The following is a 24,916-nucleotide window of genomic DNA, read 5'->3' as shown; positions in this document are numbered from 1 at the left end:
CGATCAGCTGGCGTAGGAGCGCAACTTCTCGGCACGATCGCCGACACGGAGCTTGCCCATAACCTCGCGCTCGATCTGGCGCACCCGCTCGCGGGAGAGCCCGAAGAGCTTGCCGATCTGGTCGAGGGTGCGCGGCTGGCCGTCGTCGAGGCCGTAGCGCAGGCGGATGACCTGCTGCTCACGCTCGTCGAGGGTGCCGAGCACGCTGCGGACGTCGCTGTGCAGCAAACCGGCGATGACGGCGTTCTCGGCCGACGTTGCCTCGGCATCTTCGATGAAGTCACCCAAAGGTGCTTCTTCGTCACTGCCGACGGGCATGTCCAGGCTTACCGGGTCGCGGCTGTGGTCGAGAAGATCCGCGATCTTGTGTGCCGGGATTCCCGACTCTTCCGCCAATTCGTCGTCGGTCGCTTCGCGTCCGAGCTGCTGATGGAGTTCGCGTTTGATGCGGGCCAGCTTGTTGACCTGCTCGACGAGGTGGACTGGCAGGCGGATGGTGCGGCTCTGATCAGCCATTCCGCGGGTGATGGCCTGGCGAATCCACCAGGTGGCGTACGTCGAGAACTTGAAGCCCTTTGCGTAGTCGAACTTCTCCATCGCGCGGATCAAGCCGAGGTTTCCCTCCTGAATCAGATCCAAGAGGGGCATGCCGCGTCCGGTGTACCGCTTGGCCAGCGATACGACGAGTCGCAGGTTCGCTTCCAGGAGGTGGCTGCGTGCCGACTCTCCCTCACGAACGATTGTTGCGAGATCCCTCTTCTTGGCAGCTGTCAGGCGCTTTCCCGTAGCCAGAACGTGGCTGGCGTACAGCCCCGCTTCGATTCGCTTCGCCAGTTCGACTTCGTCTGCTGCTGTCAGCAGTGCGGTGCGACCGATTCCGTTCAGATAGACACGGACCAGGTCTGCTGACGGGCTCTGGGCGTCCAGATCCGCAGCGCTCGGACGAATGCGAGTAGTGGTGCTGGGGCTTGTCATGACTTGCCTCCCTATCGGCGGTCTCTCACAAGGTTCAACGCGTGAGAGTTCCGAGATAGTTCCCGCAGCGATTTCGTCGAAATTGCTCTGACCTGCTGTGTTCCCCGGGCCGTCCTGAGAAGTTGCTGAGAACCCGAAAATCTGCAACCCAATCGGAACTCGACTACGTGACCGGCAACACCAATCCGTGACGTACGAGTGACACGAGCAGAGTGACGACGCCGGCACTGAGAACTTCGGGGTCTTCACCGTTTGCGGCGGCAAGAAGCTCGACCAATTCCTCGACCACAAGCCCGTCGGCCCGCAGGCCCGCCAGTAGTGCGGCACCGAGGTCGTCGATCTCATGCTGCCAGTGTGGTCCGTTGCCACGGTGAATCCGAGTGACAACCTGCTGCCACCCTTCTTCACCGGGAAGATAGACGCGTTCGAGGGCGGTGTTCGGATCGACGACAAACCGCTCCTGCAGCACGTCGTGTTCACGCAGCCAGGCAACTCGGTCGAAGTACGCCAGCGCCTCGGGCCCGAGCGGGTCGGAGAAACCGTGCAGGAGATCTTCGGCCATCAAGTCCGTCGGCGAGTCCGTTCGCCGCAAGAAGACGAAGCCGAATCCCACACCTTCCACGTGCGATTCCTCGAGATGATCGAGCCACGCGTTGGCGCGTTCCTCGGTGGCGGGGTCCCGCGGGTCCTGACCGCCGTCCTTGAGCCACGTCCCGACGTACAGCGCGGGATCCGCGACGTCACGCTGCACCACCCAGGCGTCGACACCGTGTGCCGGCAGCCACGACGCGATCCGCGATCGCCAGTCTTCGCCCTCGACATGGACCCACGACGCCAGCAGCGCTGCGGTGCCACCGGGATTCAGATAGTCGACGGACCGCGAGATCATCAGTTCGCTGGCCCCGTCGAGATCGAGACCGGAATCTCGATATGTGTGGTGAACGCGGGCCTCGCCGACGACAAAGGGGGGATTGGCGACAACCTGGTCGAAGGTTCGTCCCTCGATCGGTTCGAACCACGAACCCTGATGCAATTCGACGTCGAGGCCGTTGAGCGCCATAGTTGCTGCGGTGAGATCGATCGCGCGCTGATTGATGTCCGTCGCGGTGACGGAATCAGCGTAGGTCTTGGCGTGCAGGGCTTGGATTCCGCAGCCGGTGCCCACATCGAGAACCGTTCCGACGCGAGACGTCGGCGTTGCCTGCAGTAATGACAGTGAGGCGTGGCCAACACCGAGGACGTGGTCGCTGGTTGTGGACTGCTTCGGCCGAATTCCACCGTCCAGGTCTGAAATCACCCAATGATCGCCGGCACCGACGTCGATGGGCCGCAGATCCACGGCGGCACGCACAGCGGAGTCGGCTGAATTTTCGAGCAGACCGGCTTCGATCGCATCGTCGACGGTCAGCGGCGCCAACGCGGCGGCGACGTCCTCGCGAGCACAGTCGTCGGCGAGAAGGAACAACCGGATGAGAACACCAATTTCTCCGTGCTCACGGCTCGCGCGTCGCACCGGAACCGGTTCACTGCGACCGAGCGCTGCGTGAACTTCCGGACCGAGCAGCTCGAGCAGGGTGTCGGTGTCGAACCGATTGCGCAGCAGAGCCGTGCGCAGCGCAGGGGTGATGGACAGGAGAGTTGTGCTCACCCGGACATTCTCGCAGGCGACGAATTTCTACCAGGTGATGCGTCAGCTCTCGATGATGTGATGCGGACTCGACTCGATCTCGCCGGCGTTGCGGCGTCGGCCGTCGTAGCGACTCGGCTCGTCCTTCGTGCGCGGTGGTCGATCATTTGCGATGAGGACCGCGATCCACGGAAGTGGGATGGACGCACCGATAATCAGCATCGAGACCCAGCCGTTCTCCCAAATGCCATACGCGATGGCAGCCAGAATCAACGCGGGGAAACGGAAAGCCATGATCGTCATGTACTTCCGCACGCGCGCTTTGTGCTGCTCGTCGATGGACAGCTGTGCTTCGGTGATCAATACGGGATTGTCGGGTGTTCCGGCTTCGTCGGGGTGACCGAACGCGCCATTTCTTGCCATAGCTCCACTGTTCCACTCTCGGCCGACAATTGCACACGCGGCCCGACGCTCGCACCGCTGCCGCGTAGACGGCATTATTGGAGGTATGAGCACCCAAACCAAGGAACGTCCCGACGTCTCGACCGACGAAACGACCGATGACGACACCCCGAAGGTCTTTCACTACGTCAAGAAGAACAAGATCGCCGAAAGCGCCGTGATGGGCACCCATGTGGTTGCACTGTGCGGCGAGGTCTTTCCGGTCACCAAGTCTGCGAAGCCGGGATCGCCCGTGTGTCCCGACTGCAAGAAGATCTACGAAGGACTTCGCAAAGGCGAGTGACCGGGCAATCGGGAACGGCGTCGTTGCGCCGGATCCGATCCGCAGTCCGAACTCGGCGACTCGACAGTGTCAGTGCAGTCGGTCGCCGGGTTCGTTTCTGCTCCGATGCCGTCGCAATCCTTGACGTCTGAGTTGGCACTGCCGTCCGAGCTGGCACAGCTGTCCGAGTTGGCGCGCCGACTTCGCGGCCGACCGTAGGTCGGCACTGCCGCCGGATCGGACTTGTCACCGGACACCCGAATCGGACTTGTTGCCAGGTGCCACGTCAGAGTGGTCACCGGCCCGGCGCTGTTGTCGTCGTCCTGCTGTGCGGCCAGCCACTCGCGGACCTGTTCCAGGCGCGTCGCTCGCGCCGGCCAGAATTCTTGCACCGTCGCGTTGAACTCGGCGCCGAGTACCACTGCAAAGCCGAGGAAGAATGTGAACAGCAGGAAGGCGATCGGCGTCGCCAAGGCTCCGTAGGTGTAGCCGGTGCCCGTGACAAATCCCAGGTACCAGCGCAATCCGGTGCTCGCGGCCATGAAGAACACACCGGCCACCAGTGCGCCCGCAAGAAGTCGATGCCACGGCAGGGACTTCGGTAGCGCGACTTTGTACAGCGTTGTCAGGCCGATGATGACCAGCAGGCCTACGGCCGGGTAGTAGAAGGTGTCGACCAGGTTGGAGCCCACGTCGTACCACGACGGTGGCAACACACGTCCGATCATGGTCGGGCCGAGCGCGACCATCGGCAGGATGAACACGGCCATCCCGAGGAACATCACGTAGAGCAGTAGCGCAAAAATTCGCTGCCAGATCGCGTTACGGGCATCCTTCTGCCCGTGCGCTTCGACAATCGAATCCACGAACGTCGAGATCGCCGACGAACCGGCCCACAGCGACAGCAGGAAGCCGACCGAAATGATTTCCGGCCGGCCGCGCTGGAGAACGTCGGTGACCGTCGGCCTGATGATCTGATCGACGACGTTTTCGCTGAATATCGTCCCGCTGAACGTGACGATCTTCGACTCGATGATCTCGACCGTGTTCGGTCCGAACCAGCCGCCGATGTAACCGATCATGCCGAGCAATCCCAGTAGTAGCGGCGCCAGTGAGAGTGTCTGCCAGAACGCAGCCGTTGCGGCTTTGCCGAAGATCGAGTCGTCCCAAGCCTTGCTCAGAGTGCGGCCGATCAGCTGGCCCGTGCGGCGCAGCGGATGCCATCTGCGGTGATGCAGATCACTTCCGTGCGTTTTCGGGCCCGCCTTTTCACTCATAATCACTCCAGCATTCCTGATGACACACCTCGTTGCCCAACCGTGGCGTCGCCGTGTCGCATATTTTTCCGCGGTGAGGTTGTGTCTCCGATCTCGCGAAACCTCGCCGCGGGGAGGGGATCGACAGTGAATCCGGCCATGCCCGGGCGCTTCGGGTGCGGCTTTCGTCGGTAGCGACAGTTAGGCTCGTCGCCGGACATTCATGAAAAATCTAGGAGCGCGAGGCAACAGTGCGATTCCAGCGGAGGCGCGCTTATGACGTCTGAGACAACGACGACAGAAGTGACAGGGGCAGCCGAAGTGAACAACTCGACCGAGAGTGCCGGAGCGCAACCGACGGCCTCGACAGGGTCGCTTCGCGCGTGGCAGCGGCGGGCACTCACCAAGTACTTGGCGAGCAGTCCTCGGGACTTTCTCGCGGTGGCAACACCGGGTGCAGGTAAGACGACATTTGCGCTGCGAGTGGCGTCGGAACTGCTTCGCGACCGGACTGTCGACCAGATCACCGTCGTCGCGCCCACCGAGCATCTGAAGCATCAGTGGGCGGAGTCGGCGCAGCGTTCGGGCTTGTCGTTGGACTCGCGGTTCTCCAACTCCACCGGCCAGACGTCCAGCGACTATCACGGCGTCGTTCTGACGTATGCCCAGGTGGCGGCGCATCCTACTAAGCACCGAGTCCGGACCGAAGGTCGCAAGACCCTCGTGATTCTCGACGAGATCCACCACGGCGGTGACGCAAAAAGTTGGGGTGAGGCAATTCAGGAGGCGTTCGGCGACGCCACCCGGCGCTTGGCACTGACCGGAACTCCGTTCCGAAGTGACGACAGCGCAATACCTTTCATTCAGTACGAGCCCGACAAAGAGGGATTGCTCCGATCCAAAGCCGATCATTCCTACGGCTACTCCGACGCGCTCAAGGACGGCGTTGTCCGTCCGGTTGTCTTTCTCGCGTATTCCGGTGAGGCCCGCTGGCGCAACAATGCCGGCGAAGAGTTCACCGCCCGACTGGGTGAGCCGCTCAGTGCCGAGCAGACCGCCCGAGCCTGGCGCACCGCACTCGACCCTGCCGGTGATTGGATTCCCGCCGTCCTGCAAGCAGCAGACACCCGTTTGGGGCAGCTGCGTTCCACCGGTATGCCCGACGCCGGTGGGCTGGTCATCGCCACAGACCAGACAGTTGCTCGCGAATACGCCAAGGCGTTGACCGCGATCACGGGGGAGGAGCCCACCGTGGTCCTCTCCGACGATCCCACCGCGTCCAAGCGCATTGCGGAATTCGGTGCGAGCGACCAGAAATGGATGGTCGCCGTGCGCATGGTGTCGGAGGGCGTCGACGTTCCGCGTCTGGCTGTCGGCGTGTATGCGACCAGTGCATCGACACCGCTGTACTTCGCGCAGGCCATCGGCCGATTCGTGCGTTCACGGCGTAAAGGCGAGACCGCAAGCGTCTTCCTTCCGTCGGTACCGGTCCTGTTGGACCTCGCCGCTCAGTTGGAGGCCCAGCGCGATCACGTCCTTGGCAAGCCGCACCGCGAAAAGGACGGCCTCGACGACGATCTTCTCGCCGACGCCAACAAGCAGAAGGACGAACTCGGCGAGGAAGAGAAGGCGTTCACGTCCCTCGGCGCCGACGCCGAGCTCGACCAGGTGATCTACGACGGTGCCTCGTTCGGAACCGCAACGTTCTCCGGCAGCGACGAGGAAGCCGATTATCTCGGTCTGCCCGGTCTGCTCGACCCCGATCAGATGCGCGCACTCCTTCGGCAACGCCAGGCAGAACAGGTGAACAACAACTCCGCCAAAGCGTCGGCTCCGGCGCCGACTGCCGCAGTGGTCGCCGAGCGCGCTGCTACAGCCGATCAGCTGGGCGCCTTGCGACGAGAGCTGAACGGCCTGGTCGCGATGAATGTGCACCGCACCGGACGGCCTCACGGAATCATTCACGCCGAACTGCGTCGCGTGTGCGGTGGCCCGCCGACGGCAATCGCGACGGTCGATCAGCTCACCGAGCGCATTGCGATTCTGCGTAGCTGGTAGAAATCCTGAAGACGGCAAAACGGGCGATCACAGTGATTGTGATCGCCCGTTTCGGCGTTCATGGTGCGCCTCGCGAAGAGGCCACCCCCGGCTGACAGGTTAGTTTGCGGGTTCACTCTCGGAGACGACGGCATTCATCTCGCGAAGTCGATCCGCGTGTTCGGTTGCGTGGTGTCCGCAGAAGAGAAGCTCGCCGCCGGTGGGAAGCACGGCGCGTACGCGTGCTCCGGCACCGCACCGGTCGCACCGGTCGGCAGCGGTCAACTGTGGGCTGGTCAGTGTTCCGGGCATGACTCCTCCGTACTGGCTTGACGGCTTTCGTGCCGCGTGCCTGGGGCCTGGTCCGCCGCGTCGGAATGGCGCGGTAGATCCACTCTTACAGACGTTTGGCGTTCATGGGTTGTTCCCAGAAGAGTTTCTTAGTGTTGTGTCTCACTGGAAATGCGCTGGGCAGGCATTCTGTGTGCAGAATTGTTCGCTGAGAGCTGATTCAAATCCGCGTGTACAGAGCGATATTCTGGGGCGATGAACCAGGAAACCGGAACGGGCGCCGACGCATCGGCCGAGTTGCTCCATATGTGCACACGCGTCGAATGGGAGCGTGCGCAAGAGGTCGGGCAGCGCGTTCCCGACGGATTTGCCGCCGAGGGTTTTGTGCACATGTCGACGCCCATTCAGGTTCATCTACCGGCGAACCGGATCTTCGCGGGCCGAGACGACATAGTGTTGCTCTCCCTGGATCCGGCTCTGCTGGGAGCTGAAGTCAAGTGGGAACCGGGGGTGCCGTCGGATCCTGATTCGATGCGCTTTCCTCATCTGTTCGGGCCGATTCCCGTCGCGGCTGTCACTGCCGTTACTGCGTACATTCGCGACGAGAACGGTGCATTTCCGTCCCTGCGGTGACGCGATGGAATACGCAGCGCAGCACCGGTCGACGATAATTTCGCCCTCCTGCGAAACTTGTCACAGATCGGCGCTACCGTTGATATATGAATGTAGAAGTCACCCCTCTGCCGGGCATCGGGACTCGTAAGGATTTTGTCCTGGCCTCCGGTCGCCGCGTGGGTGTCGTCACTCATCGTGACGGACATACGGACCTCATCGTGTCCAAGGAAAACGATCCTGATGCGTGCGCCGCGTCGTTGCCGCTCACCACGGAAGAGGCCGCTGCACTGAGCAACCTGCTTGGTGCGCCGCAACTCGTGGCCCAGCTCGAAGACGAACACAGTGACATACCCGGGATCAGAACCAAACAGCTGTACATCAAGGACGGTTCCCGATACGACGGACAGACACTCGGCGACACCGGGATGCGGACACGCACCGGCGTCTCGATCGTCGCCGTGATGCGTGCCGGGCAGGTGAATCCGTCGCCGAACCCCGACTACACGTTCACCGGAGGTGATCTGCTGGTGGCAGTCGGTACACCCGACGGCTTGGCTGCCGCTGCAAAAATCCTGACCAACGGCTGACTGGCAGGTGGATACAACCACACTTGCACTCATCGAACTGGGCGCGGTCTTCTTCGCGCTCGGTCTTCTGGGAAGGCTCGCAGCACGATTCGGCATGTCGCCGATCCCGTTCTACCTGATCGGTGGCCTGTGCTTCGGTCAGGGTGGATTCATCCAACTCGGCGATATCGGCGAATTTGCGCACCTCGCAAGCGAAATCGGTATCGTGCTCCTCCTGCTCCTGCTGGGACTCGAGTACACCGCAGCCGAATTGATGACCGGGCTCAAACGGTCGAGGGTTGCCGGCATCGTCGACATCGTTCTCAACGCCACACCGGGCGCGGTAGTCGGTCTGATGCTCGGGTGGGGTGTTGTCGGCGCGACGGTCATGGCCGGTGTCACCTACATCTCGTCGTCGGGAATCATCGCGAAAGTTCTCAGCGACCTCGGACGTCTGGGCAACCGCGAAACACCCGTCGTTCTCTCGATCCTCGTGTTCGAGGATCTTGCGATGGCGGTGTACCTGCCGATTCTGACGGCGATGCTGGCGGGTGTCAGCTTCATGGGTGGACTCGAAGCTGTGGGAATTTCGCTGCTGGTCATCACCGTCGTTTTGGTGGTGGCCTTGCGATACGGACGGTATGTCTCGGCTCTGCTGGACAGTCCCGACAGTGAGACATTGCTCCTGAAGTTGCTTGGTGCTGCACTGCTGGTGGCCGGCGTCAGTTCCGCGATGCAGGTCTCCGCGGCGGTGGGGGCCTTCCTGCTCGGCATCGCGATTTCGGGTTCGACGGCACACAACGCCAGTCGGGTGCTCGAGCCCCTTCGTGATCTTTTTGCGGCGATGTTCTTCGTGGTGTTCGGACTCAGCACCGATCCAAGCACCATTCCGCCCGTGCTCGGGTGGGCTGCGATCTTGGCAGTCGTCACCGCGATCACCAAACTGATCACCGGGGCCTGGGCGGCAAAACGTCAGGGCGTGGCCCGCATGGGCCAGGCCAGGGCGGGCGCGGCACTGATCGCCCGCGGCGAGTTCTCGATCATCATCGCCGGTCTGGCAGTGTCCGCGGGTGCCGTAGAACCGGAACTCGCAGCGCTCGCAACGGCATACGTGCTTCTGATGGCCGTGATCGGTCCGGTTGCGGCGCGAGTTGTCGAACCGGTCACCTCGTTGTACATCAGAGTTCGCACAAAGTCCTGATTGCGACAATATTCTGGTTGGATGCCCAACGGATTCGCTCGTCCCGCCGCGACAGTGGCGTGTGCCTTCCTGATCGCGTGTGCTCCGGTTCCCGCGTTTGCGGGCGGGATTCCCACCACAGACCAAGGCGTGGCGGCAGCGCAGGTTGTGGTCGATCGATCGCTGCACCTCGAGGGTGCGTCGAATGCGAGGGACGTCGGCGGCTATCGAACGTCGGATGGACGTACGGTTCGGATGGGACAGGTCTTCCGGACCAATGCACTCGACAAACTGACGCCCTCGGATCTTGCGGTGCTGCACCAGCGCGGCGTGGCGTCGGTCGACGACTTCCGGACGGTCGTCGAACGCGCCATGTCCCCGGACCGCATCCCGGAGGGTGCCCGGAGCAATTGGTTCGACGTGATCGGGACCAACCCGGCGAACTTCCCGGCTCTGGCGGATATGCCGTCGATGTATACGGTCATGGTGAGTGATCCCGGAGCGAGCCGAGCATTCCATGACGCACTGGCGAATATCGCTGACACGGACGGCGCTGTCCTGTACCACTGTTCGGCAGGCAAGGACCGAACCGGCTGGATGACTGCCGTTCTGCTGACACTGCTCGGTGTGTCCCGCGAAGACGTGAACGCCGACTACATGCTGAGCAACCAGTACCTGACCGGTCCCCGCACCGGCATAGCCTTCGTGGACGGTGTCGAGCAGTCGTGGCTGGATACGTCGTTCGCGACAGTCGAGCGCATCTACGGCAGTTTCGACAACTACGTCCGGGACGGCCTTCAGTTGAGCCAGGACGATATCGCACGGCTCGAGGACAAACTCTTGGCCTGACGCTGTACGAAAGAAAAAGAGCCGCTCCCCGAAGAACAGGGGAGCGGCTCTTTTTGTGGAGCTGGTGTGACTAGTCGAGGTAGTCGCGCAGTACCTGCGAACGCGACGGGTGGCGCAGCTTCGACATCGTCTTCGATTCGATCTGGCGAATACGCTCACGCGTGACGCCGTAGACCTGTCCGATTTCGTCTAAAGTCCTCGGCTGGCCGTCGGTGAGGCCGAAGCGCAGGCGAACCACGCCGGCTTCGCGCTCGGACAGCGTCTCGAGGACCGACTGCAGCTGATCCTGCAGCAAGGTGAACGAGACGGCGTCAACCGCGACAACAGCTTCGGAGTCTTCGATGAAGTCACCGAGCTGGCTGTCGCCCTCGTCGCCGATGGTCTGGTCGAGAGAGATGGGCTCACGCGCGTACTGCTGGATTTCCAGCACCTTCTCCGGCGTGATGTCCATTTCCTTGGCGAGCTCTTCCGGCGTGGGCTCACGGCCCAGGTCCTGGAGCAGCTCTCGCTGGATACGGCCGAGCTTGTTGATGACCTCCACCATGTGCACCGGGATACGGATGGTGCGTGCCTGGTCGGCCATTGCGCGGGTGATTGCCTGACGGATCCACCACGTTGCGTAGGTCGAGAACTTGTAGCCCTTGGTGTAGTCGAACTTCTCGACTGCACGGATCAGGCCCAGGTTGCCTTCCTGGATGAGGTCCAGGAACGCCATGCCGCGGCCCGTGTATCGCTTCGCGAGCGAGACGACGAGTCGGAGGTTGGCTTCGAGGAGGTGGTTCTTGGCGCGATTGCCGTCGCGGCAGATCCAGCTCATGTCGCGGCGCTGAGCTGCAGGCAGCTTTTCGCCCTTGTCAGCAAGATCCTGCATGATCTGCACGGCGTACAGACCGGCTTCGATGCGCTTGGCGAGTTCGACTTCCTCTTCGGCGTTGAGGAGTGCGACCTTGCCGATCTGCTTGAGGTAGGCGCGAACGGAGTCGGCGGACGCCGTGAGTTCGGCATCCTTACGAGCCTGACGAAGTGCCTCGGACTCTTCCTCGTCCCAGACGAAGTCGCCGGACGCTTTGTCCTTGTCGGTCGGTTCCTCGGTGGCGGGCTCTTCGTCCTCGCCGACTGCGACGACCTCGACCTCTTCGAGGTCTCCGTCCGTGATGTCGATGTCTTCCAACTCGACGTCGCCGTCTTCTACATCAGGATCCCCGGCCTTCTTGGGGCCTGCCTTCTTTGCTGCGGCCTTCTTCGCCGGAGCTTTCTTGGCGGGGGCCTTCTTAGCTGCTGCCTTCTTGGCGGGGGCCTTCTTCGCCGGTGCCTTCTTGGCGGCCGGAGCTGTGACGGTGGCCGCCTCCACGGCTGAAGATTGTGGCTCTGACTCTGATGGAGAATCAGCAGTCTGACGTGTATCGGTGGCTGCCACGTACGCCCTTTCGTGACGGTGTCGTGCGGCGTCACGCCAGAGTGGTGATCCGGCGGAGAGGTCAATGGTTGTGGCCGGCGCGCAGCCGGACTCCACCATTGTAACGACTCTCAGGAAACTCTTACGTCACGACGGGCGTTAACGGCTTTTTTCGGACCGGATTAACCCCTTGTTTCACCTTTTCGCTCGGCCCATCGCCAGCGGAATCACCCTAAATTTTCGATGCGGCGAGGGCGGCGCCTGCGATTCCGGCGGTGTTCAGGAGTGCGGCCGGAACGACTGGCGTGCGGTTGGTCAGCAGCGGAATCCACTTCTCGTGTTTGCGACTGATCCCGCCGCCGGCGATGAACAAATCGGGCCAAGTCAGATCCTCGATCGTCGTGAGCACCTTCGAGACCTCGACGGCCCAGTGCTTGTAGCTCAGATCTTTTTTCTCCTTCACCGACGACGCAGCTCGATGTTCGGCTTCCTTGCCGTCGACTTGGAGGTGGCCGAACTCGGTGTTGGGCAACAGAACTCCGTTGTGCAGAATCGCCGACCCGATGCCGGTTCCGAAGGTCAGCAAGATGACAACCCCGGACGCGTCCTTGCCGGCGCCGTAGGTGTCTTCGGCGATACCTGCGGCATCGGCGTCGTTCAGAACGGTGACGGCCCGGCCGCCGAGAGCCTTGCCGAACAGTGCAACAGCGTCGGTTCCGATCCAGGACTTGTCGATGTTGGCGGCGCTGCGAGCGACGCCACCGGTGACGACCGACGGCAGGGTGATGCCGACCGGTCCGGCCCAGCCGGCTTGCTCGACGATCTGCGTCACAGTCGTGGCGATTGCCTCGGGAGTCGAGGGTTGCGGGGTCAGGATCTTGATGCGCTCACCGATCATCTCGCCGGTGCTCAGATCGATGAGAGCGCCCTTGACTCCACTGCCGCCTACATCGATTCCGAAACCTGTCGTTGTCATCGTCCTGCGCTCCTGAGGGCTCGAATTCGAATGTCGCGATCTGACCGAATCAAACAGTAACCCGATTGGGTACGCGTGGTGCGGCGCAACGAGGGATGTGTTGCGATGGTGGTGTGCGCCCACAAGAGATTTCCCTGTCCGAGTTGTCCACGGATTCGCTCGATCCTGCCGAACTGAGAGTGGTGGTGGTGGCCGTCGCGGAACGCGCTGCTGCGCACGTTCGCGCCCGTCGTCCGGAAGTGTTCGGCGTCGTCGGTTCGGGTGAGAGCGAGAACGGTTCCGACGCCGGAACCGTTGCGGCCAAGAGCACACCGACCGACCCGGTGACGATCGTCGACACCGAGACGGAACAGGTGATCCGGGATCTGCTTGCCACGCTGCGGCCGCACGATTCGATTCTCGGTGAGGAAGGTGGCGGAGACGCAGGCGACGTCGTAGGGGTCCGCTGGGTTGTCGATCCCATCGATGGAACTGTGAACTTCCTCTACGGAGTTCCGGCGTTCGCGGTATCGGTAGCGGTGCAGATCGACGGAGTTTCCGTGGCCGGCGCGGTAGTCGATGTGTCTGCAGGGGCGACGTATTCGGCGCACCGCGGTGGCGGCGCCACGATGACCACCGAGGACGGTGCGGTCAGTGAGCTCGCCGCCAACCCGGTGACCGAGCTGTCAATGGCTTTGGTGGCTACAGGTTTCGGATACGGCGCTCAGCGACGCAAGGCACAAGGGCGGTTCATCGCGGAGATTTTGCCCCAGGTGCGCGACATCAGGCGGATCGGTTCTGCGGCGCTGGATTTGTGCATGGTGGCGACCGGTCGCGTCGATACCCATTTCGAGCACGGACTGAGCCCATGGGATTGGGCTGCCGGTTCGTTGATCGCTGAGGAAGCCGGTGCCGTGATCTGCATTCCGGGCCCGAATTCGACGTCTGCGGCGGGCGACATCGTCTACGCGTGCGCCCCGGGGATCGCCGACGAGTTCGCGGCGATGCTCACCGCATGCGGTGCGGACCGCCCGATCAGCACCTAGCGGTTCGCGCAGCCTTCAGGAGATCGATGTCCATTGCCGCGGCTTCGGCATTCGCGGGTTGCTCGGCGAGGGCGCGGAGCACCTCGCCGGCATCGGTGTTGGGGGAGACCTTGCTGAAGTACGTGCCCAGCGCAAAATCGACCGTGTCGTCGGTCCGGCCGTCCCTGATCAGTTCTGCACACGGAGCGACCAGCCACACGGCACTGGCTGCAGCGATTCCGTTCTCCCCGAAGCGGATCTGGCCCTGGCATTGCATGTTCTGATCAACGTAGACCGGGTCGTTGCCCACTTGTACGTCTGGAGCGCTGGCAAAGCCGTAGTCCTTCAGCTGGGCGGCTACCTGCGAGGCCTGACCGCTTTCACCGTTGGCGTTGAAGACTCGAACCTTGGTCGCAGCCAGCGGCGCCGGTTCCACGTCGAGCAGCGTGGTTCGGTCCACAACCGAACCGAGGGGCATCGGTTGTGGGGCGGCCGGATCGGACGATGCCTGCGGGCGATTGCAGGCGACCGTATCGCTGATTTTTGCGTCAGCCGTGAGGATCTTGATCCACAGCGCGCTGCCGAGGACGGCGAGTACCGCGAACACCGCGACGACCGGCCACACGCGTCGGCGCCGGAACGGACGACCTCGGTCGTCGGTCGCGCTGCCTTCGGTGATCAGAGAAACCACGGTATCCCTCGACTTTCTGGACGAGTTGGAGCTTCGTCGTCAAGCCGAGCAGAGCGGGCGTGACGTTCGGTGCCTACCTTAGAGGGCGCGCGGTTCAATCCCGTTCAGGTGTGTGGTGACTGGCCGTCAACCGAATTTCGCCGAGTTGATACGTCGGTGCTGCTGCGGTGATACCGCGGTGATTTCAGGGGAGTTTTCGGGGTCGAAGATCACAAAATGCTGTGTAGTTGGTGACGATTCGCAGACTTTTTTCGGAAATGACCGAATGGGTTACTACTTTCGCGCTTACTTCGGCTACTGTCTGGCGGCCCAGGTCGTTCGACTGGGCGTCGGCTCCATGCCGTAATGACAACCAAATGAGGCACAGATCACGTTCTCGGGAGAAGTTTCCGGGCACTTTTCCACCCGCTGCCACGTTGTGCAGCGACAGGGAATGATCTCCATGCCACGGCGGTTTCCATGCGCATGACGGGATCTACCGGATTCCAGGCGTTCATGGGACCGGGATACACGAGAAGGATGAGGGGTAAGCGACATGGCAACTGACTACGACGCACCGAGGCGTACAGAGTCCGACGAGGTTTCGGAGGATTCGCTCGAAGAGCTGAAGGCGCGGCGCAACGAGGCGCAGTCGGCTGTCGTCGATATCGACGAGACCGACACTGCAGAATCCTTCGAGCTGCCCGGTGCAGACCTTTCCGGCGAAGAGCTGTCGGTTCGGGTCGTTCCGAAGCAGGCCGACGAGTTCACGTGTTCGAGTTGCTTCCTGGTGCATCACCGCAGCCGTCTGGCGAGCGATGCAAACGGACAGCTCGTGTGCATGGACTGCGCAGCCTGATAGTTCTTCGCAGCTTTACATTGCGTCCCGACGGTCGACCCGATGTCTTCGGGTCGACCGAGGGATCAAGGCGGTCGTGAGACCGCCTACTACTTTGCTCAGTCTTCGCTGAGAGCTTTGACCAGTGCTTCGGGTCGACGTGAGCTCACGAGCCAGTACGGCGTCGGATCTTCCGGATCATCGAGGACGATCAAGACCATGGTCTTGACCCACGGTCGGTGCTGGACAAAAGCGGACGGGTCGAGCTGGCGACCCATCGCGGCACTCTTTGCCGAAGCAGGTACCGCAGCGGCGCGTGAGATCAGATTCACTGGAATGTGCGCTCGGCCGACATGCAATTCCTTGACCCCGCCGGTTTCGACAACCTCGACGCGGGTGCGGCTGAGCCAGAACGACAGCCAGATCGGGATGGGTAGCAGCACCACGTACGCGAGCAGCGACACCAGGCCCGGGCGCCCCATGTGGACTTCCGCTGCCAGGAGCGCGGCCACGGCGATTCCGGCGATCCACCACCCGATGGGCAGCCAGAGGCGCTCGGAATAGAGCGTCGTGGACGCAGGGGCTGTGGTAGCGACGTCAGGTCGAGATGATTCGGGCACGAGTCAAGGATAGTCCGTCTCGCGCAGTGGTCCTCTAGGTGCTCCGCGCCCAGTAGTCCTCTCTCCAGTCTGCGCCGAGTAGTCTTGGCCGACGTGAGCGATCATCTCTCCATCGCCTTGAAGCGACTGGACCCAGACCTGCCGGTTCCGCAGCGTGCACATCCCGGTGATGCCGGTGTGGATCTGTGCTCCACCAGCGATGTCACTATCGAGCCCGGCCGCCGTACCCTCGTTGGTACGGGTATTGCGATTGCCTTGCCGGTCGGCACTGTCGGACTCATCCATCCGCGTTCCGGACTTGCCGCAAAATCGGGTTTGTCCATCGTGAATGCGCCGGGCACCGTGGATGCAGGTTATCGAGGCGAGCTCAAGGTGTGTCTGATCAATCTCGACCCGGACACAGCGGTCGAGATTCGTCGCGGCGACCGAATTGCGCAGCTCGTGGTTCAGCGCGTCGAACTGCCGGTATTCGAGGAAGTGGAGTCGCTCGACGACACCGCCCGAGGTACCGGTGGATATGGTTCGAGCGGCGGACACGCGATACTCGACACCGATGCAGGTGTGAGTCCTGTCGTAGAGGGAGTCTGAAACATGTTCGGACGTAAGAAGAAGTCAGATGTAGACGAGGAACCGACAGGTTTCTTCGAGGACGAGGATGTCGACCAGGTCGACGAATCCGACGACGCAGATGACACGGTGAGCGAAGAGTCCGAGGGCCCGTACGACATCGCGGACATCGAGTCCGACGATCCGACTGCCGGTCGGAACGGTCAGCGACTCGATCTCGGTTCTGTTCTGGTTCCGATGCCTCCTGGCGGCCAACTGCAGGTGGAGATGGCGCCAAACGGGTCACCCCAGGCCGTGCACCTGGTCACCGAACACGGACGGGTCACTGTCGCCGCCTACGCGGCACCGAAATCGCCTGGCCAGTGGCGTGAGGTTGTCGCCGAACTGGCGCAGTCCTTGCGAGACGACAATTCGCCGGTCAGCATCGAGAACGGTCCGTGGGGTCGCGAACTGGTCGCGGAGACCGCTGCCATGGATTTGCGTTTCATCGGTGTCGACGGTCCGCGGTGGATGGTTCGGTGTGTTGTGGCCGGTCCCAGTGGATCGACAGCCGCCGGCGCGCCGCTGGTTGCTATTGCGCGCGACATTCTGCGCGATACCGTCGTCAATCGCGGAGCGGAGCCACATCCGGTGCGGACTCCGCTGCCGGTGGTGCTGCCGCAGGCGTTGGCCGAGCAGCTCGCTGCCGCGCATGAACAGCAGATGGTCGCGCAGCAGCAGGCCGCAGCTCAGCAACAAGTCGATCAGCAGATCGCTGCGAGCCAGCAGGTGCAGCAACAGCCGCCCACGCCGCCGGTCCCGCCGCAGCGCCGGGGCGAATCCGGTTCTGCCATGCAGCAATTGGGTCAGTAACTCACGTTTACTTCAGGCGCTCGCGGCGGTTGAGAGAATCCGGCCGCCGTGAGCGCCTCGAGGCAGGTGGCCCCGAGTATCGCGGCATCGTGGCCGATCTGGTCGAGCTCGAGTGTGCCCACTTCGGCGCGGGGGAGCGCGGCCGCCCATTCGTAGCCGACGGTCGCCGGATGAACCGGATCGTCGAGCGCTATCGCGATTCCGACCGGAACGTCGATCTCCGTAAGAGCTGGTTCGGTCAGCGAGCAATACGTCGCGGCTTCGTCGAGAGCCGCCGGCAGATCCGGCCACTGCGAACGCCACGAACGTTCCAGTTCGCGTCCCAGCCAGGCCGGGCTGGAGGCGAGCATCGCTGCAATGACCGCTTCCAGACCTTCGCTGCGCAGTTGTGACGAGGTAAACCGTGCGCTCGCCGCTGCCGGTGCGTGATCGGGTGCTCCGGTCCACGGTGGCAGCGCCGCCAACACTCCCGACGTCTTGTCCGGATTGAGCGCTGCCCACTGCAAGGCGACGGCAGCACCGATGGACACACCACCGACAAGGATTTTCCCGTATTCGGTGGCTGCGGCATCCATCGCGTCGAGGTAGCTGCCGACGACACGCCGAGGGTCCGGTTCGATTGCGACGGTGCGCACACTTCGAGCGCTGAGCGGCCCGCGGAACGCGTGGTCCACGAAGTGTGCGTCAGAGCCCGTACCAGGGAGAACGACGGCAACGGACGGTGAATGTGTGAGCGCCATTACCTGATCTTGCCTGGTGCCCCGAGATCACCGATCGACCGGTGTGGTTACCCGCTCGTAATGGGGCTACAGTGGCGAACACACAGCCCTTCCGTGACGCGAAACCCGTGCGTCACATTTGTTCGCAGGAGCGCGCAATGGCACCCGCCGCCGCAGGATATTTTCGCCGACTGACTCGTCGCCTCACCGAGGATGTCGATCAGTTGGATGCACAGGAAATGACCGAGTCCATCGAGGCCGTGGGAGGCCGGAAAGCATGCGACTGTCGGCGCGGTGAAGAAGTCACGATGGAGGGTCGACTCCGTAGCGTCGACGCGTGTCCGAAGTCGGGCAATGCCAGTATCGAAGCGGAATTCTTCGACGGCACCGAGGTCATCAACCTCGTCTGGATCGGCCGACGCCGCATTCCGGGCATCGAGACCGGCAAGACTATCCTGATCCGTGGCCGCGTCGGCGAGCGGGACGGGCGCAAGGCAATCTTCAATCCGTACTACGAGCTGCGCGGCGAGTAGCCGCAGCCGTAGGACCAGACACAGCGCATTTGCCGCATAACGCGGCGCGTGTGGCACCCTCGACAGGTGAGCGAACCCAAACAGCAATCGGTGATGGACCAACTCGGTGGAGTGAGTGGTCTCGTCTACACGTCGCTGCCGATTCTGATCTTTGTTCCGGTCAACAGCATCTGGAACCTCACCGCTGCCATCTGGGCGGCAGTGGGCGTGGCCGTGCTGATCGCAGCGTGGCGCGTCTTCCGTAAAGAGTCGATCCAGCCGGCAATTTCAGGCGTTCTCGGTGTCGCCGTATCGGCGTTCATCGCGCACCGCACCGGAGATGCGAAGGGCTACTTCCTCTTCGGGATTTACACGAGCCTCGCCTATGGTGCCGCATTTGTAGTGTCGATACTGATTCGCTGGCCCCTGGTCGGCATCATCTGGGGTTTTCTCAACGGTCACGGCAACCTGTGGCGTCGACACAAAGGCGCGGTGCGGGCTTACGACATCGCTACCGCGGCATGGGCGTTGGTGTTCGGCGCCCGGTACGTCGTGCAGTCGCAGTTGTACGACACAGATCACACGGGTTGGCTCGCGGTGGCACGTATCGCGATGGGGTGGCCGCTCGCAGGCCTGGCGTTTGTGGTCACCATTTGGGCTGTGCGCAAGGCAGATCGGATTGTCGAGCCCCCGCCTACCGAGAGCGATATCGAAGCGGTAGGCGAGGAGCCAGGCGATCAGCCGGATCAGCGCGACGTCAGCTGACCAGATCCTGATACTCGGGGTGCTTGCCGACGAACTTCACGACGTACGGGCACACCGGGTGTACTTTCAGCCCGCGTGATCGCAGTTGGTCCAGTGCGCCGCTCACCAGGATTGCTGCCAATCCGAATCCCTCGAAACGGGGATAGATCTCGGTGTGATTGAACGAGAGCACGTCGCCGGCAGTGGTGTAGTCCTCGATCCCGGCAAGCTCGCCGTCGACGTGAATCTCGAAGCGGCTCTGAGCCGGATTGTCGACGACAACGGTATTTTCGGGTGCAGCGGCCATGATTGTCCCTTTCGTTGTGTGATGTCGGTGTCAGGCGTCGAGGCTCGATGTCAGGCGTCGAGACGCAGCGCCGTTCGGAGTTGGTCCTCGGTGTCGATAGCCGCGACGAAAAGAAGTTCGTCGCCGCCTTCGATCGGGTCGTCGAGTTCGGGAACGATGACGCGGCCTCCGCGCAGGATCGTCACGAGCGCGCAGTCTCGGGGGAGTTCGAGCCGCTTGACGGGCTTGCCGGCGAGGGGAGTGTTGTCTGGCAGGGTGATCTCGACGAGGTTGGCCTGCCCCTGACGCAGAGTCATGAGTTTGACCAAGTCGCCGACCGAGACGGCCTCTTCGACCAGCGATGCCAGCATCCGGGGGGTGGAAACGGCGACGTCGACGCCCCACGACTCGTCGAACAGCCACTCGTTTCGCGGATCGTTGACGCGGGCGACAACGCGGCGGACGCCGAATTCCGTTTTTGCGAGCAAGCTCAGTACGAGGTTGGCTTTGTCGTCACCGGTTGCGGAGATCACCACCTCGTACTCCTCCAGCGAGGCCTCCTCGAGTCGGCTGAGCTCACAGGCATCGGCATGTACCCAGGTGGCTTCGGGCACTGACTCGGGTTCGACGTGTTCGATCTTGCGTTCGATCAGCATGACGTCGTGGTTACTGCGAATCAGCTCGCGCGCAATGGAGCGACCTACGGCACCTGCGCCGGCGATGGCGACCTTCACCTGGAACTTCCAATCACGTTGTGGTGCATCATGTTTTCGGGCAGTGCGGTCGGGTGTGACGTGTGCATAGCAGCCGCCTCAGTCGTCGCTCGGAGGCGGATTGCCGGCGAGCGCGATGGCTTCGGCGACAGTTCCCGACACCGCTGCGACGTAGACCTGGTCGTCGGCTTGGATGACGGTCTTGCGATCGGGGAGAACGCCGGTACCGAAGCGGATGATGAATGCCACCCGGGAATTGGTCGCGCCTTCGAGAACCGAGATGGATTTACCGGCCCAATCCTCGTGTAGCGCAAGTTCGGTGATCGCGACGTTTCCCGACGGATCGCGCCACTTTGCCGTCTGGCTTTCCTTGGTCAACGTGTGCAGGAACCGGTCGGTCGACCATGGAACTGTTGCCACGGTGGGGATGCCGAGGCGCTCGTACACAGCGGCGCGCTTCGCGTCGTAGATTCGTGCGACGACGCGTTCGACACCAAAAGTCTCGCGCGCGACCCGGGCCGCGATGATGTTGGAATTATCACCCGACGAGACTGCCGCGAAGGCGTCGGCGCGCTCGATGCCTGATCGAATCAGCACGTCGCGGTCGAAACCCATGCCGAGGACTGTGGTTCCCGGGAAATCATGGTCGAGACGCAGAAATGCACTCTGATCGCGGTCGATGACCGCAACTTCGTGTCCGATCCTGGTCAGGGACGCGGCGAGGGAAGATCCCACACGACCGCATCCCATGATGACGACATACACGACCTACTCCGTTCATGGACTTTCGACGCGATTGCACGCCGAAACGAACCGTACATCGCTGAGCGGGAAGAGCAAGTCTCGACTGGCGCAATTCCGTTGTGATTGCGGGGATGACGGTGCAGTTCTACGGCGGATGACTCCATTTCAGGCTCGACGGCTTACGCTTTGGACGTGTCTAAGCTCTCGACCGCGACCAAGCGGCTCTTGCTCGGCCGGCCGTTCCGAAGTGACAAACTCGGGCACACGCTGCTACCCAAGCGGATTGCGCTCCCTGTGTTCGCGTCCGACGCCATGTCGTCCGTTGCCTATGCCCCCGAAGAAATCTTCCTGGTTCTCTCCGTTGCGGGCATTTCGGCGTACGCCTACACGCCGTGGATCGGCCTGTCGGTCGCCATTGTGATGGCTGTCGTGGTGGCGAGCTACCGTCAGAACGTCCACGCGTATCCGTCCGGTGGTGGTGACTACGAGGTGGCGACGGTCAATCTCGGGCCGACAGCGGGCTTGACCGTGGGCAGCGCGCTGATGGTCGACTACGTGCTCACTGTTGCTGTATCGATCTCGTCAGCGGCGTCCAACATCGGTTCGGCACTGCCGTTCGTGGCTCAGCACAAGGTGCTGTTCGCGGTGGCGGCGATCGTCCTGCTGACGGCGGTGAACCTACGCGGCATCCGGGAGTCGGGAACTGCATTCGCGATTCCGACCTACGCCTTCATCGTCGGGATGTTCTTGATGTTGGCTTGGGGGTTCTTCCGGATCTACGTGCTCGGTGAAGATGTTCACGCGGAATCGTCGTCGTTCACACTCAATGCCGAGGACTCGCATCTGTACGGAATTGCCTTCGCGTTCCTGATCGCGCGCGCGTTTTCCTCGGGTTGTGCCGCGCTGACCGGCGTCGAGGCAATCAGCAACGGTGTGCCGGCCTTCCAGAAGCCGAAGTCACGCAATGCTGCCACGACCTTGCTTCTGCTCGGTTCGATCGCCATCGTCTTGCTGATGGGCATCATCATCCTGGCTCAGAAGATCGGCATCGTCTACGCCCACAATCCGGCAGAACAGCTGGTCGGCGCTCCTGAGGGTTACCACCAGAAGACCCTGATCGCCCAGATCGCCGAAGCTGTGTTCAACGGATTCCCGATCGGATTCTTCTTCATCGCGATTGTCACCGCGCTGATCCTCGTGCTGGCAGCGAACACCGCGTTCAACGGATTCCCCGTCCTCGCATCCATCCTGGCTCAGGATCGCTATTTGCCGCGTCAGTTGCACACTCGCGGCGACCGCCTGGCATTCAGCAACGGCATTTTGTTCCTGTCGGCTGCAGCCATCGCGTTTGTGGTCATCTTCGGCGCTGAGGTCACCAAGCTGATCCAGCTGTACATCGTCGGTGTCTTCGTCTCGTTCGTGCTCAGTCAGACCGGCATGATCAAGCACTGGACGCGCCACCTGAAGTCCGAGACGGACAAGGCGCAGCGCGCTCGTATGCAGCGGTCACGGGTCATCAACTCGATCGGTCTCGCCATGACCGGCGCTGTGTTGATCATCGTTCTGATCACCAAGTTCGCAGCGGGTGCCTGGATCGCAATCGTCGCGATGGTGGCCATCTTCGGCGTGATGAAGCTGATCAGACGCCACTACGACAGCGTTGCCGCCGAACTCGAGGAGCAGGAGTGGGACGGTGTGCTTCCCAGCCGCACGCACTCGATCGTGCTTGTTTCGAAGCTGCACATGCCGACGATGCGCGCCCTGGCCTATGCACGAGCGACACGACCGGACACGCTCGAGGCCATCACCGTCAACGTCGACGAACCTGACACCCGCGCGCTCGTTCGGCAATGGGAGAAGAGCGATGTGACTGTGCCGCTCAAGGTGATCGAGTCGCCGTACCGCGAGATTACGAAGCCGGTTCTCGACTACGTCAAGCGAGTGCGACGTGATGCACCCCGTGACGTGGTTACCGTGTTCATCCCCGAGTACGTGGTCGGCCATTGGTGGGAGCAGATCCTGCACAACCAGAGCGCATTGCGACTCAAGAGCCGTTTGCTCTTCCAGCCCGGCGTAATGGTGACGAGTGTTCCGTGGCAGTTGAGTTCGTCGGCAAAGGCCAAACCCCTCGATATCGAGAAGACAGCCGGCGCTACTCGTCGTGGTTACGACGCCGGAGAAAAATGATTGATCAAGAAAATGGAACGGCAGGCGTAGTTCGTTGAGTGAGAATTGGACCGGGCAGACCTTCGAGGCCGAACTGGGCAAGCCCGGTCACGGCGGGTTTGTTGTTGCCCGCCACGAGGGGCGTGTGGTGTTCGTCCGTCACGGCTTGCCAGGGGAGCGGGCACTGGTTCGCGTTACCGAGGACAAGGGCGGATCGTTTGCGCGCGCCGACGCGGTATCCATTCTCGAGGCGTCGCCGCATCGGATCGACCCGACGTGCCCTATCGCCGGACCCGGAGGAGCAGGTTGCTGCGACTACTCGCATGCCGATCTGCAGATCCAGCGTGAGATGAAATCTCTGGTGGTGGCCGAGCAATTGCAGAGACTGGCCGGCGTCGAACGTGACGTGCAGGTTGAGGAACTGCCGGGCACCGGCGACGGCACCGGGTGGCGGACTCGCGTTCGGCTCGCCGTCGACGGAAACGGTGAGGCGGGGTACCACGCGTTTCGCAGCAATCGCATTGTCACGGACCTGCGATGCACCCAGATCGAGGAACGTGCCTACGACGGATTGGCCGGAGATCAGTGGTCTCCGGGCAGTGAACTGCAGGTGGTCCTCGACGCCGCCGGTGCCAGGCATGTGGTCGAGATCAGTGCGCCCACCATCGCGAAGGCGGGGCGTCGTGCGCCCGGTCGGCGCGGGGCGACGGCTCGCCGTGCTGCGAGCAGCGGCCCGCGGAAAACTCGTGTTGCGATCGGTAATGACACCGTGCGTGAGCGCGTGGGAACCCGCGAGTGGAAATTGTCCGCGACGGGCTTCTGGCAGGCGCATCGTGGTGCCGCGCAAGCATATTCAGAGGTTGTGCGGGACTGGGCCGGCGTCGGCTCCGGTGCTACCGCGTGGGATCTGTACGGCGGGGTCGGAGTGTTCGCGGCGGTACTGGCCGATCTTGTCGGACCGGATGGCGTCGTGGAATCCGTGGAGTTGTCGGCGCGGGCAACATCGGACGGCCGGGCAGCGTTGTCCGATCTGGAACAGGTCCGATTCCACACTGACCGGGTGGAGAAGATTGTCGCAAGCGCGTCATTGTCTTCCGCGCCGGGTGTGATTGTTCTCGATCCGCCGCGAGCGGGCGCCGGCCGACCGGTGGTGGAGGCGATCGCGTCGACCGGCACTGAACGCGTGATTCATATCGGGTGTGATCCGGCATCGTTCGGCCGGGATATCGGTCTGTATCTCGCGCAGGGATTCCGCATCGGTGGACTCCGTGCCTTCGACGCTTTTCCTCAAACGCATCATGTGGAATGCATAGCGCTGCTCGAGCGTTGATCACTGTCAGGGTCTGATCGCTGTCGGTTAGCTGATTCCCGAATCGGGTGTGACCCTTATCGCGTCGCCAGAGGTTGCTTGAGCTATGCAACTAAATGTATAGTTGCGTTCTGCAAGTAGTTTTCGCGTAGATCGTTGTCAGGGGTTCTCATGTCAGTGCAGCCGGATACGGCCCAAGCTCTTGTCGACACGGTTTTCCTGTTCGGCAGATCCTTGCGGGCCGTGGTGACGCACAGCGCTGAAAGCGTGTTGCCCCCGGCGCTGATCAGTGTGTTGTTCATGCTGGCAGCCAAAGGGGAGTGCAGACAGAACGAGCTGGCAGTAGACCTCTGTGTCAGCCAGTCTTCGCTCAGTCGGCAGATGTCCGATCTCGTGGATGCCGGGTATGTCGAGCGAAGTCCCGACCCCGCAGACAAGCGAGCGTTCCGGATCCGGGTCTCGGACGAGGGGCACAGCGTTCTCGAGGAAACAAAACAACGGCGAGCGGCGCGATTGCGCAGCATGCTCGAAGACTGGAGCCAGGAAGAGGCCATGGCCGCAGTGTCATCGCTACAACGTCTCAACGAGACGTTCGGCGCAGCGCTCCATCGTCAGGCCTCACCTGCAGTCCCGCACCCGGCCTTGCCGGTCGCGGGCGTAGAAACTATTGGGAGATAAGC

28 protein-coding genes are annotated in these 24,916 nt (G+C 62.4%); 15 read left to right on the top strand and 13 right to left on the bottom strand.

From position 1 onward, the window contains the following. Positions 1-3 precede the first annotated feature (3 nt). The 3 genes from R4P64_RS27045 to R4P64_RS27035 all read right to left on the bottom strand — a co-directional run bounded on the left by R4P64_RS27045 (position 4) and on the right by R4P64_RS27035 (position 3,025). A complete protein-coding gene (locus R4P64_RS27045) occupies positions 4-975 on the bottom strand; it encodes a sigma-70 family RNA polymerase sigma factor (RefSeq protein ID WP_033234790.1) in 972 nt (323 codons plus the stop codon). A gap of 163 nt (positions 976-1,138) precedes the next feature. Next, positions 1,139-2,623 carry a methyltransferase gene (locus R4P64_RS27040; RefSeq protein WP_045067418.1) on the bottom strand — a complete coding sequence of 495 codons (1,485 nt, stop codon included), beginning with the start codon at positions 2,621-2,623 and terminating at the stop codon, positions 1,139-1,141. Positions 2,624-2,665: 42 nt separating this feature from the next. Then, the gene (locus R4P64_RS27035; RefSeq protein WP_045067419.1) at positions 2,666-3,025 is read right to left on the bottom strand and encodes a DUF3099 domain-containing protein; all 360 of its coding nucleotides are present in this window, start codon (positions 3,023-3,025) and stop codon (positions 2,666-2,668) included. An 85-nt stretch (positions 3,026-3,110) separates the two neighbouring features. Between R4P64_RS27035 and R4P64_RS27030 the strand changes: the two genes are divergently transcribed. Next, a complete protein-coding gene (locus tag R4P64_RS27030) occupies positions 3,111-3,347 on the top strand; it encodes a DUF3039 domain-containing protein (RefSeq protein ID WP_033234787.1) in 237 nt (78 codons plus the stop codon). On the opposite strand, the gene R4P64_RS27025 is transcribed toward R4P64_RS27030, so the two are convergent. Continuing rightward, on the bottom strand, positions 3,320-4,603 hold the full coding sequence (locus R4P64_RS27025) for a YihY/virulence factor BrkB family protein (RefSeq protein ID WP_317823374.1): 1,284 nt from the start codon (positions 4,601-4,603) through the stop codon (positions 3,320-3,322). The two genes, R4P64_RS27030 and R4P64_RS27025, sit on opposite strands and share 28 nt — an antisense overlap. Positions 4,604-4,858: 255 nt before the next feature. Here R4P64_RS27025 and R4P64_RS27020 point away from each other — a divergent pair, with 255 nt between their 5' ends. Then, positions 4,859-6,640 (top strand): DEAD/DEAH box helicase, encoded by a 1,782-nt coding sequence (locus R4P64_RS27020; protein WP_033234785.1) that lies wholly within the window; start codon positions 4,859-4,861, stop codon positions 6,638-6,640. Positions 6,641-6,739: 99 nt separating this feature from the next. On the opposite strand, the gene R4P64_RS27015 is transcribed toward R4P64_RS27020, so the two are convergent. Continuing rightward, a complete protein-coding gene (locus tag R4P64_RS27015; RefSeq protein ID WP_033234784.1) occupies positions 6,740-6,931 on the bottom strand; it encodes a hypothetical protein in 192 nt (63 codons plus the stop codon). 234 nt (positions 6,932-7,165) lie between these two features. Here R4P64_RS27015 and R4P64_RS27010 point away from each other — a divergent pair, with 234 nt between their 5' ends. The 4 genes from R4P64_RS27010 (at position 7,166) to R4P64_RS26995 (ending at position 10,120) form a co-directional block, all read left to right on the top strand. After that, positions 7,166-7,543, top strand: a complete 378-nt coding sequence (locus tag R4P64_RS27010; RefSeq protein WP_172935347.1) for a DUF952 domain-containing protein — start codon at positions 7,166-7,168, stop codon at positions 7,541-7,543. Between the two features lie 86 nt (positions 7,544-7,629). After that, a complete protein-coding gene (locus tag R4P64_RS27005; RefSeq protein WP_033234782.1) occupies positions 7,630-8,112 on the top strand; it encodes a cation:proton antiporter regulatory subunit in 483 nt (160 codons plus the stop codon). A 7-nt stretch (positions 8,113-8,119) separates the two neighbouring features. Beyond that, positions 8,120-9,292 (top strand): cation:proton antiporter, encoded by a 1,173-nt coding sequence (locus tag R4P64_RS27000; RefSeq protein WP_033234781.1) that lies wholly within the window; start codon positions 8,120-8,122, stop codon positions 9,290-9,292. Positions 9,293-9,313: 21 nt separating this feature from the next. Then, a complete protein-coding gene (locus R4P64_RS26995; RefSeq protein WP_317823372.1) occupies positions 9,314-10,120 on the top strand; it encodes a tyrosine-protein phosphatase in 807 nt (268 codons plus the stop codon). A gap of 70 nt (positions 10,121-10,190) precedes the next feature. Here R4P64_RS26995 and R4P64_RS26990 read toward each other — a convergent pair whose 3' ends face one another. Together R4P64_RS26990 and ppgK are read right to left on the bottom strand one after the other, a co-directional pair. Beyond that, a complete protein-coding gene (locus R4P64_RS26990; protein WP_202025569.1) occupies positions 10,191-11,636 on the bottom strand; it encodes an RNA polymerase sigma factor in 1,446 nt (481 codons plus the stop codon). Positions 11,637-11,748: 112 nt separating this feature from the next. Continuing rightward, entirely contained in the window at positions 11,749-12,492 is a 744-nt protein-coding gene (ppgK, locus tag R4P64_RS26985; protein ID WP_116104010.1) for a polyphosphate--glucose phosphotransferase, read from the bottom strand. A 95-nt stretch (positions 12,493-12,587) separates the two neighbouring features. Here ppgK and R4P64_RS26980 point away from each other — a divergent pair, with 95 nt between their 5' ends. After that, on the top strand, positions 12,588-13,517 hold the full coding sequence (locus tag R4P64_RS26980; RefSeq protein ID WP_317823410.1) for an inositol monophosphatase family protein: 930 nt from the start codon (positions 12,588-12,590) through the stop codon (positions 13,515-13,517). Here R4P64_RS26980 and cei read toward each other — a convergent pair. Then, positions 13,507-14,187 carry an envelope integrity protein Cei gene (gene cei / locus R4P64_RS26975; protein ID WP_033234778.1) on the bottom strand — a complete coding sequence of 227 codons (681 nt, stop codon included), beginning with the start codon at positions 14,185-14,187 and terminating at the stop codon, positions 13,507-13,509. The genes R4P64_RS26980 and cei overlap by 11 nt on opposite strands. Positions 14,188-14,722: 535 nt before the next feature. On the opposite strand from cei, the gene R4P64_RS26970 reads away from it, so the two are divergent. After that, positions 14,723-15,025, top strand: coding sequence for a DUF4193 domain-containing protein (locus tag R4P64_RS26970; protein WP_003942593.1), 303 nt, complete (start codon positions 14,723-14,725; stop codon positions 15,023-15,025). A gap of 98 nt (positions 15,026-15,123) precedes the next feature. On the opposite strand, the gene R4P64_RS26965 is transcribed toward R4P64_RS26970, so the two are convergent. Further along, positions 15,124-15,624 carry a DUF3093 domain-containing protein gene (locus R4P64_RS26965; protein WP_141485953.1) on the bottom strand — a complete coding sequence of 167 codons (501 nt, stop codon included), beginning with the start codon at positions 15,622-15,624 and terminating at the stop codon, positions 15,124-15,126. Positions 15,625-15,717: 93 nt separating this feature from the next. On the opposite strand from R4P64_RS26965, the gene dut reads away from it, so the two are divergent. Both dut and R4P64_RS26955 read left to right on the top strand, forming a co-directional pair. Next, entirely contained in the window at positions 15,718-16,212 is a 495-nt protein-coding gene (gene dut / locus R4P64_RS26960; protein WP_033234988.1) for a dUTP diphosphatase, read from the top strand. 3 nt (positions 16,213-16,215) lie between these two features. Continuing rightward, the gene (locus R4P64_RS26955; protein WP_033234776.1) at positions 16,216-17,043 is read left to right on the top strand and encodes a DUF3710 domain-containing protein; all 828 of its coding nucleotides are present in this window, start codon (positions 16,216-16,218) and stop codon (positions 17,041-17,043) included. Here R4P64_RS26955 and R4P64_RS26950 read toward each other — a convergent pair. Further along, on the bottom strand, positions 17,037-17,783 hold the full coding sequence (locus R4P64_RS26950; RefSeq protein WP_317823369.1) for an alpha/beta hydrolase: 747 nt from the start codon (positions 17,781-17,783) through the stop codon (positions 17,037-17,039). The two genes, R4P64_RS26955 and R4P64_RS26950, sit on opposite strands and share 7 nt — an antisense overlap. A 137-nt stretch (positions 17,784-17,920) precedes the next feature. Here R4P64_RS26950 and R4P64_RS26945 point away from each other — a divergent pair, with 137 nt between their 5' ends. Next, positions 17,921-18,295 (top strand): OB-fold nucleic acid binding domain-containing protein, encoded by a 375-nt coding sequence (locus tag R4P64_RS26945; RefSeq protein ID WP_033234775.1) that lies wholly within the window; start codon positions 17,921-17,923, stop codon positions 18,293-18,295. Between the two features lie 66 nt (positions 18,296-18,361). Continuing rightward, on the top strand, positions 18,362-19,039 hold the full coding sequence (locus R4P64_RS26940) for a DUF3159 domain-containing protein (RefSeq protein ID WP_045067432.1): 678 nt from the start codon (positions 18,362-18,364) through the stop codon (positions 19,037-19,039). Here the strand turns inward: R4P64_RS26940 and R4P64_RS26935 are convergent. The 3 genes from R4P64_RS26935 to R4P64_RS26925 form a co-directional block, all read right to left on the bottom strand. After that, positions 19,032-19,325: a GNAT family N-acetyltransferase gene (locus R4P64_RS26935; protein WP_033234773.1), complete on the bottom strand. Its 294-nt coding sequence runs from the start codon at positions 19,323-19,325 to the stop codon at positions 19,032-19,034. The genes R4P64_RS26940 and R4P64_RS26935 overlap by 8 nt on opposite strands. A 50-nt stretch (positions 19,326-19,375) precedes the next feature. Next, positions 19,376-20,038: a potassium channel family protein gene (locus R4P64_RS26930; protein ID WP_033234772.1), complete on the bottom strand. Its 663-nt coding sequence runs from the start codon at positions 20,036-20,038 to the stop codon at positions 19,376-19,378. A gap of 78 nt (positions 20,039-20,116) precedes the next feature. After that, on the bottom strand, positions 20,117-20,782 hold the full coding sequence (locus R4P64_RS26925) for a TrkA family potassium uptake protein (RefSeq protein ID WP_317823366.1): 666 nt from the start codon (positions 20,780-20,782) through the stop codon (positions 20,117-20,119). 171 nt (positions 20,783-20,953) lie between these two features. Between R4P64_RS26925 and R4P64_RS26920 the strand changes: the two genes are divergently transcribed. The 3 genes from R4P64_RS26920 (at position 20,954) to R4P64_RS26910 (ending at position 24,914) form a co-directional block, all read left to right on the top strand. Continuing rightward, positions 20,954-22,948 (top strand): APC family permease, encoded by a 1,995-nt coding sequence (locus R4P64_RS26920; protein WP_033234770.1) that lies wholly within the window; start codon positions 20,954-20,956, stop codon positions 22,946-22,948. Positions 22,949-22,982: 34 nt separating this feature from the next. Then, the gene (locus R4P64_RS26915; RefSeq protein WP_317823364.1) at positions 22,983-24,257 is read left to right on the top strand and encodes a class I SAM-dependent RNA methyltransferase; all 1,275 of its coding nucleotides are present in this window, start codon (positions 22,983-22,985) and stop codon (positions 24,255-24,257) included. A gap of 150 nt (positions 24,258-24,407) precedes the next feature. After that, positions 24,408-24,914, top strand: a complete 507-nt coding sequence (locus R4P64_RS26910; RefSeq protein ID WP_033234768.1) for a MarR family winged helix-turn-helix transcriptional regulator — start codon at positions 24,408-24,410, stop codon at positions 24,912-24,914. The last annotated feature ends 2 nt before the right edge of the window (positions 24,915-24,916 follow it).

Origin of the sequence: Rhodococcus sp. IEGM 1366, from assembly GCF_033142425.1 — a bacterium.
Classification (GTDB): domain Bacteria; phylum Actinomycetota; class Actinomycetes; order Mycobacteriales; family Mycobacteriaceae; genus Rhodococcus_F; species Rhodococcus_F globerula.
Note: the sequence above shows the minus strand (reverse complement) of the source record. Positions and strands in the feature narration are given on the sequence as shown.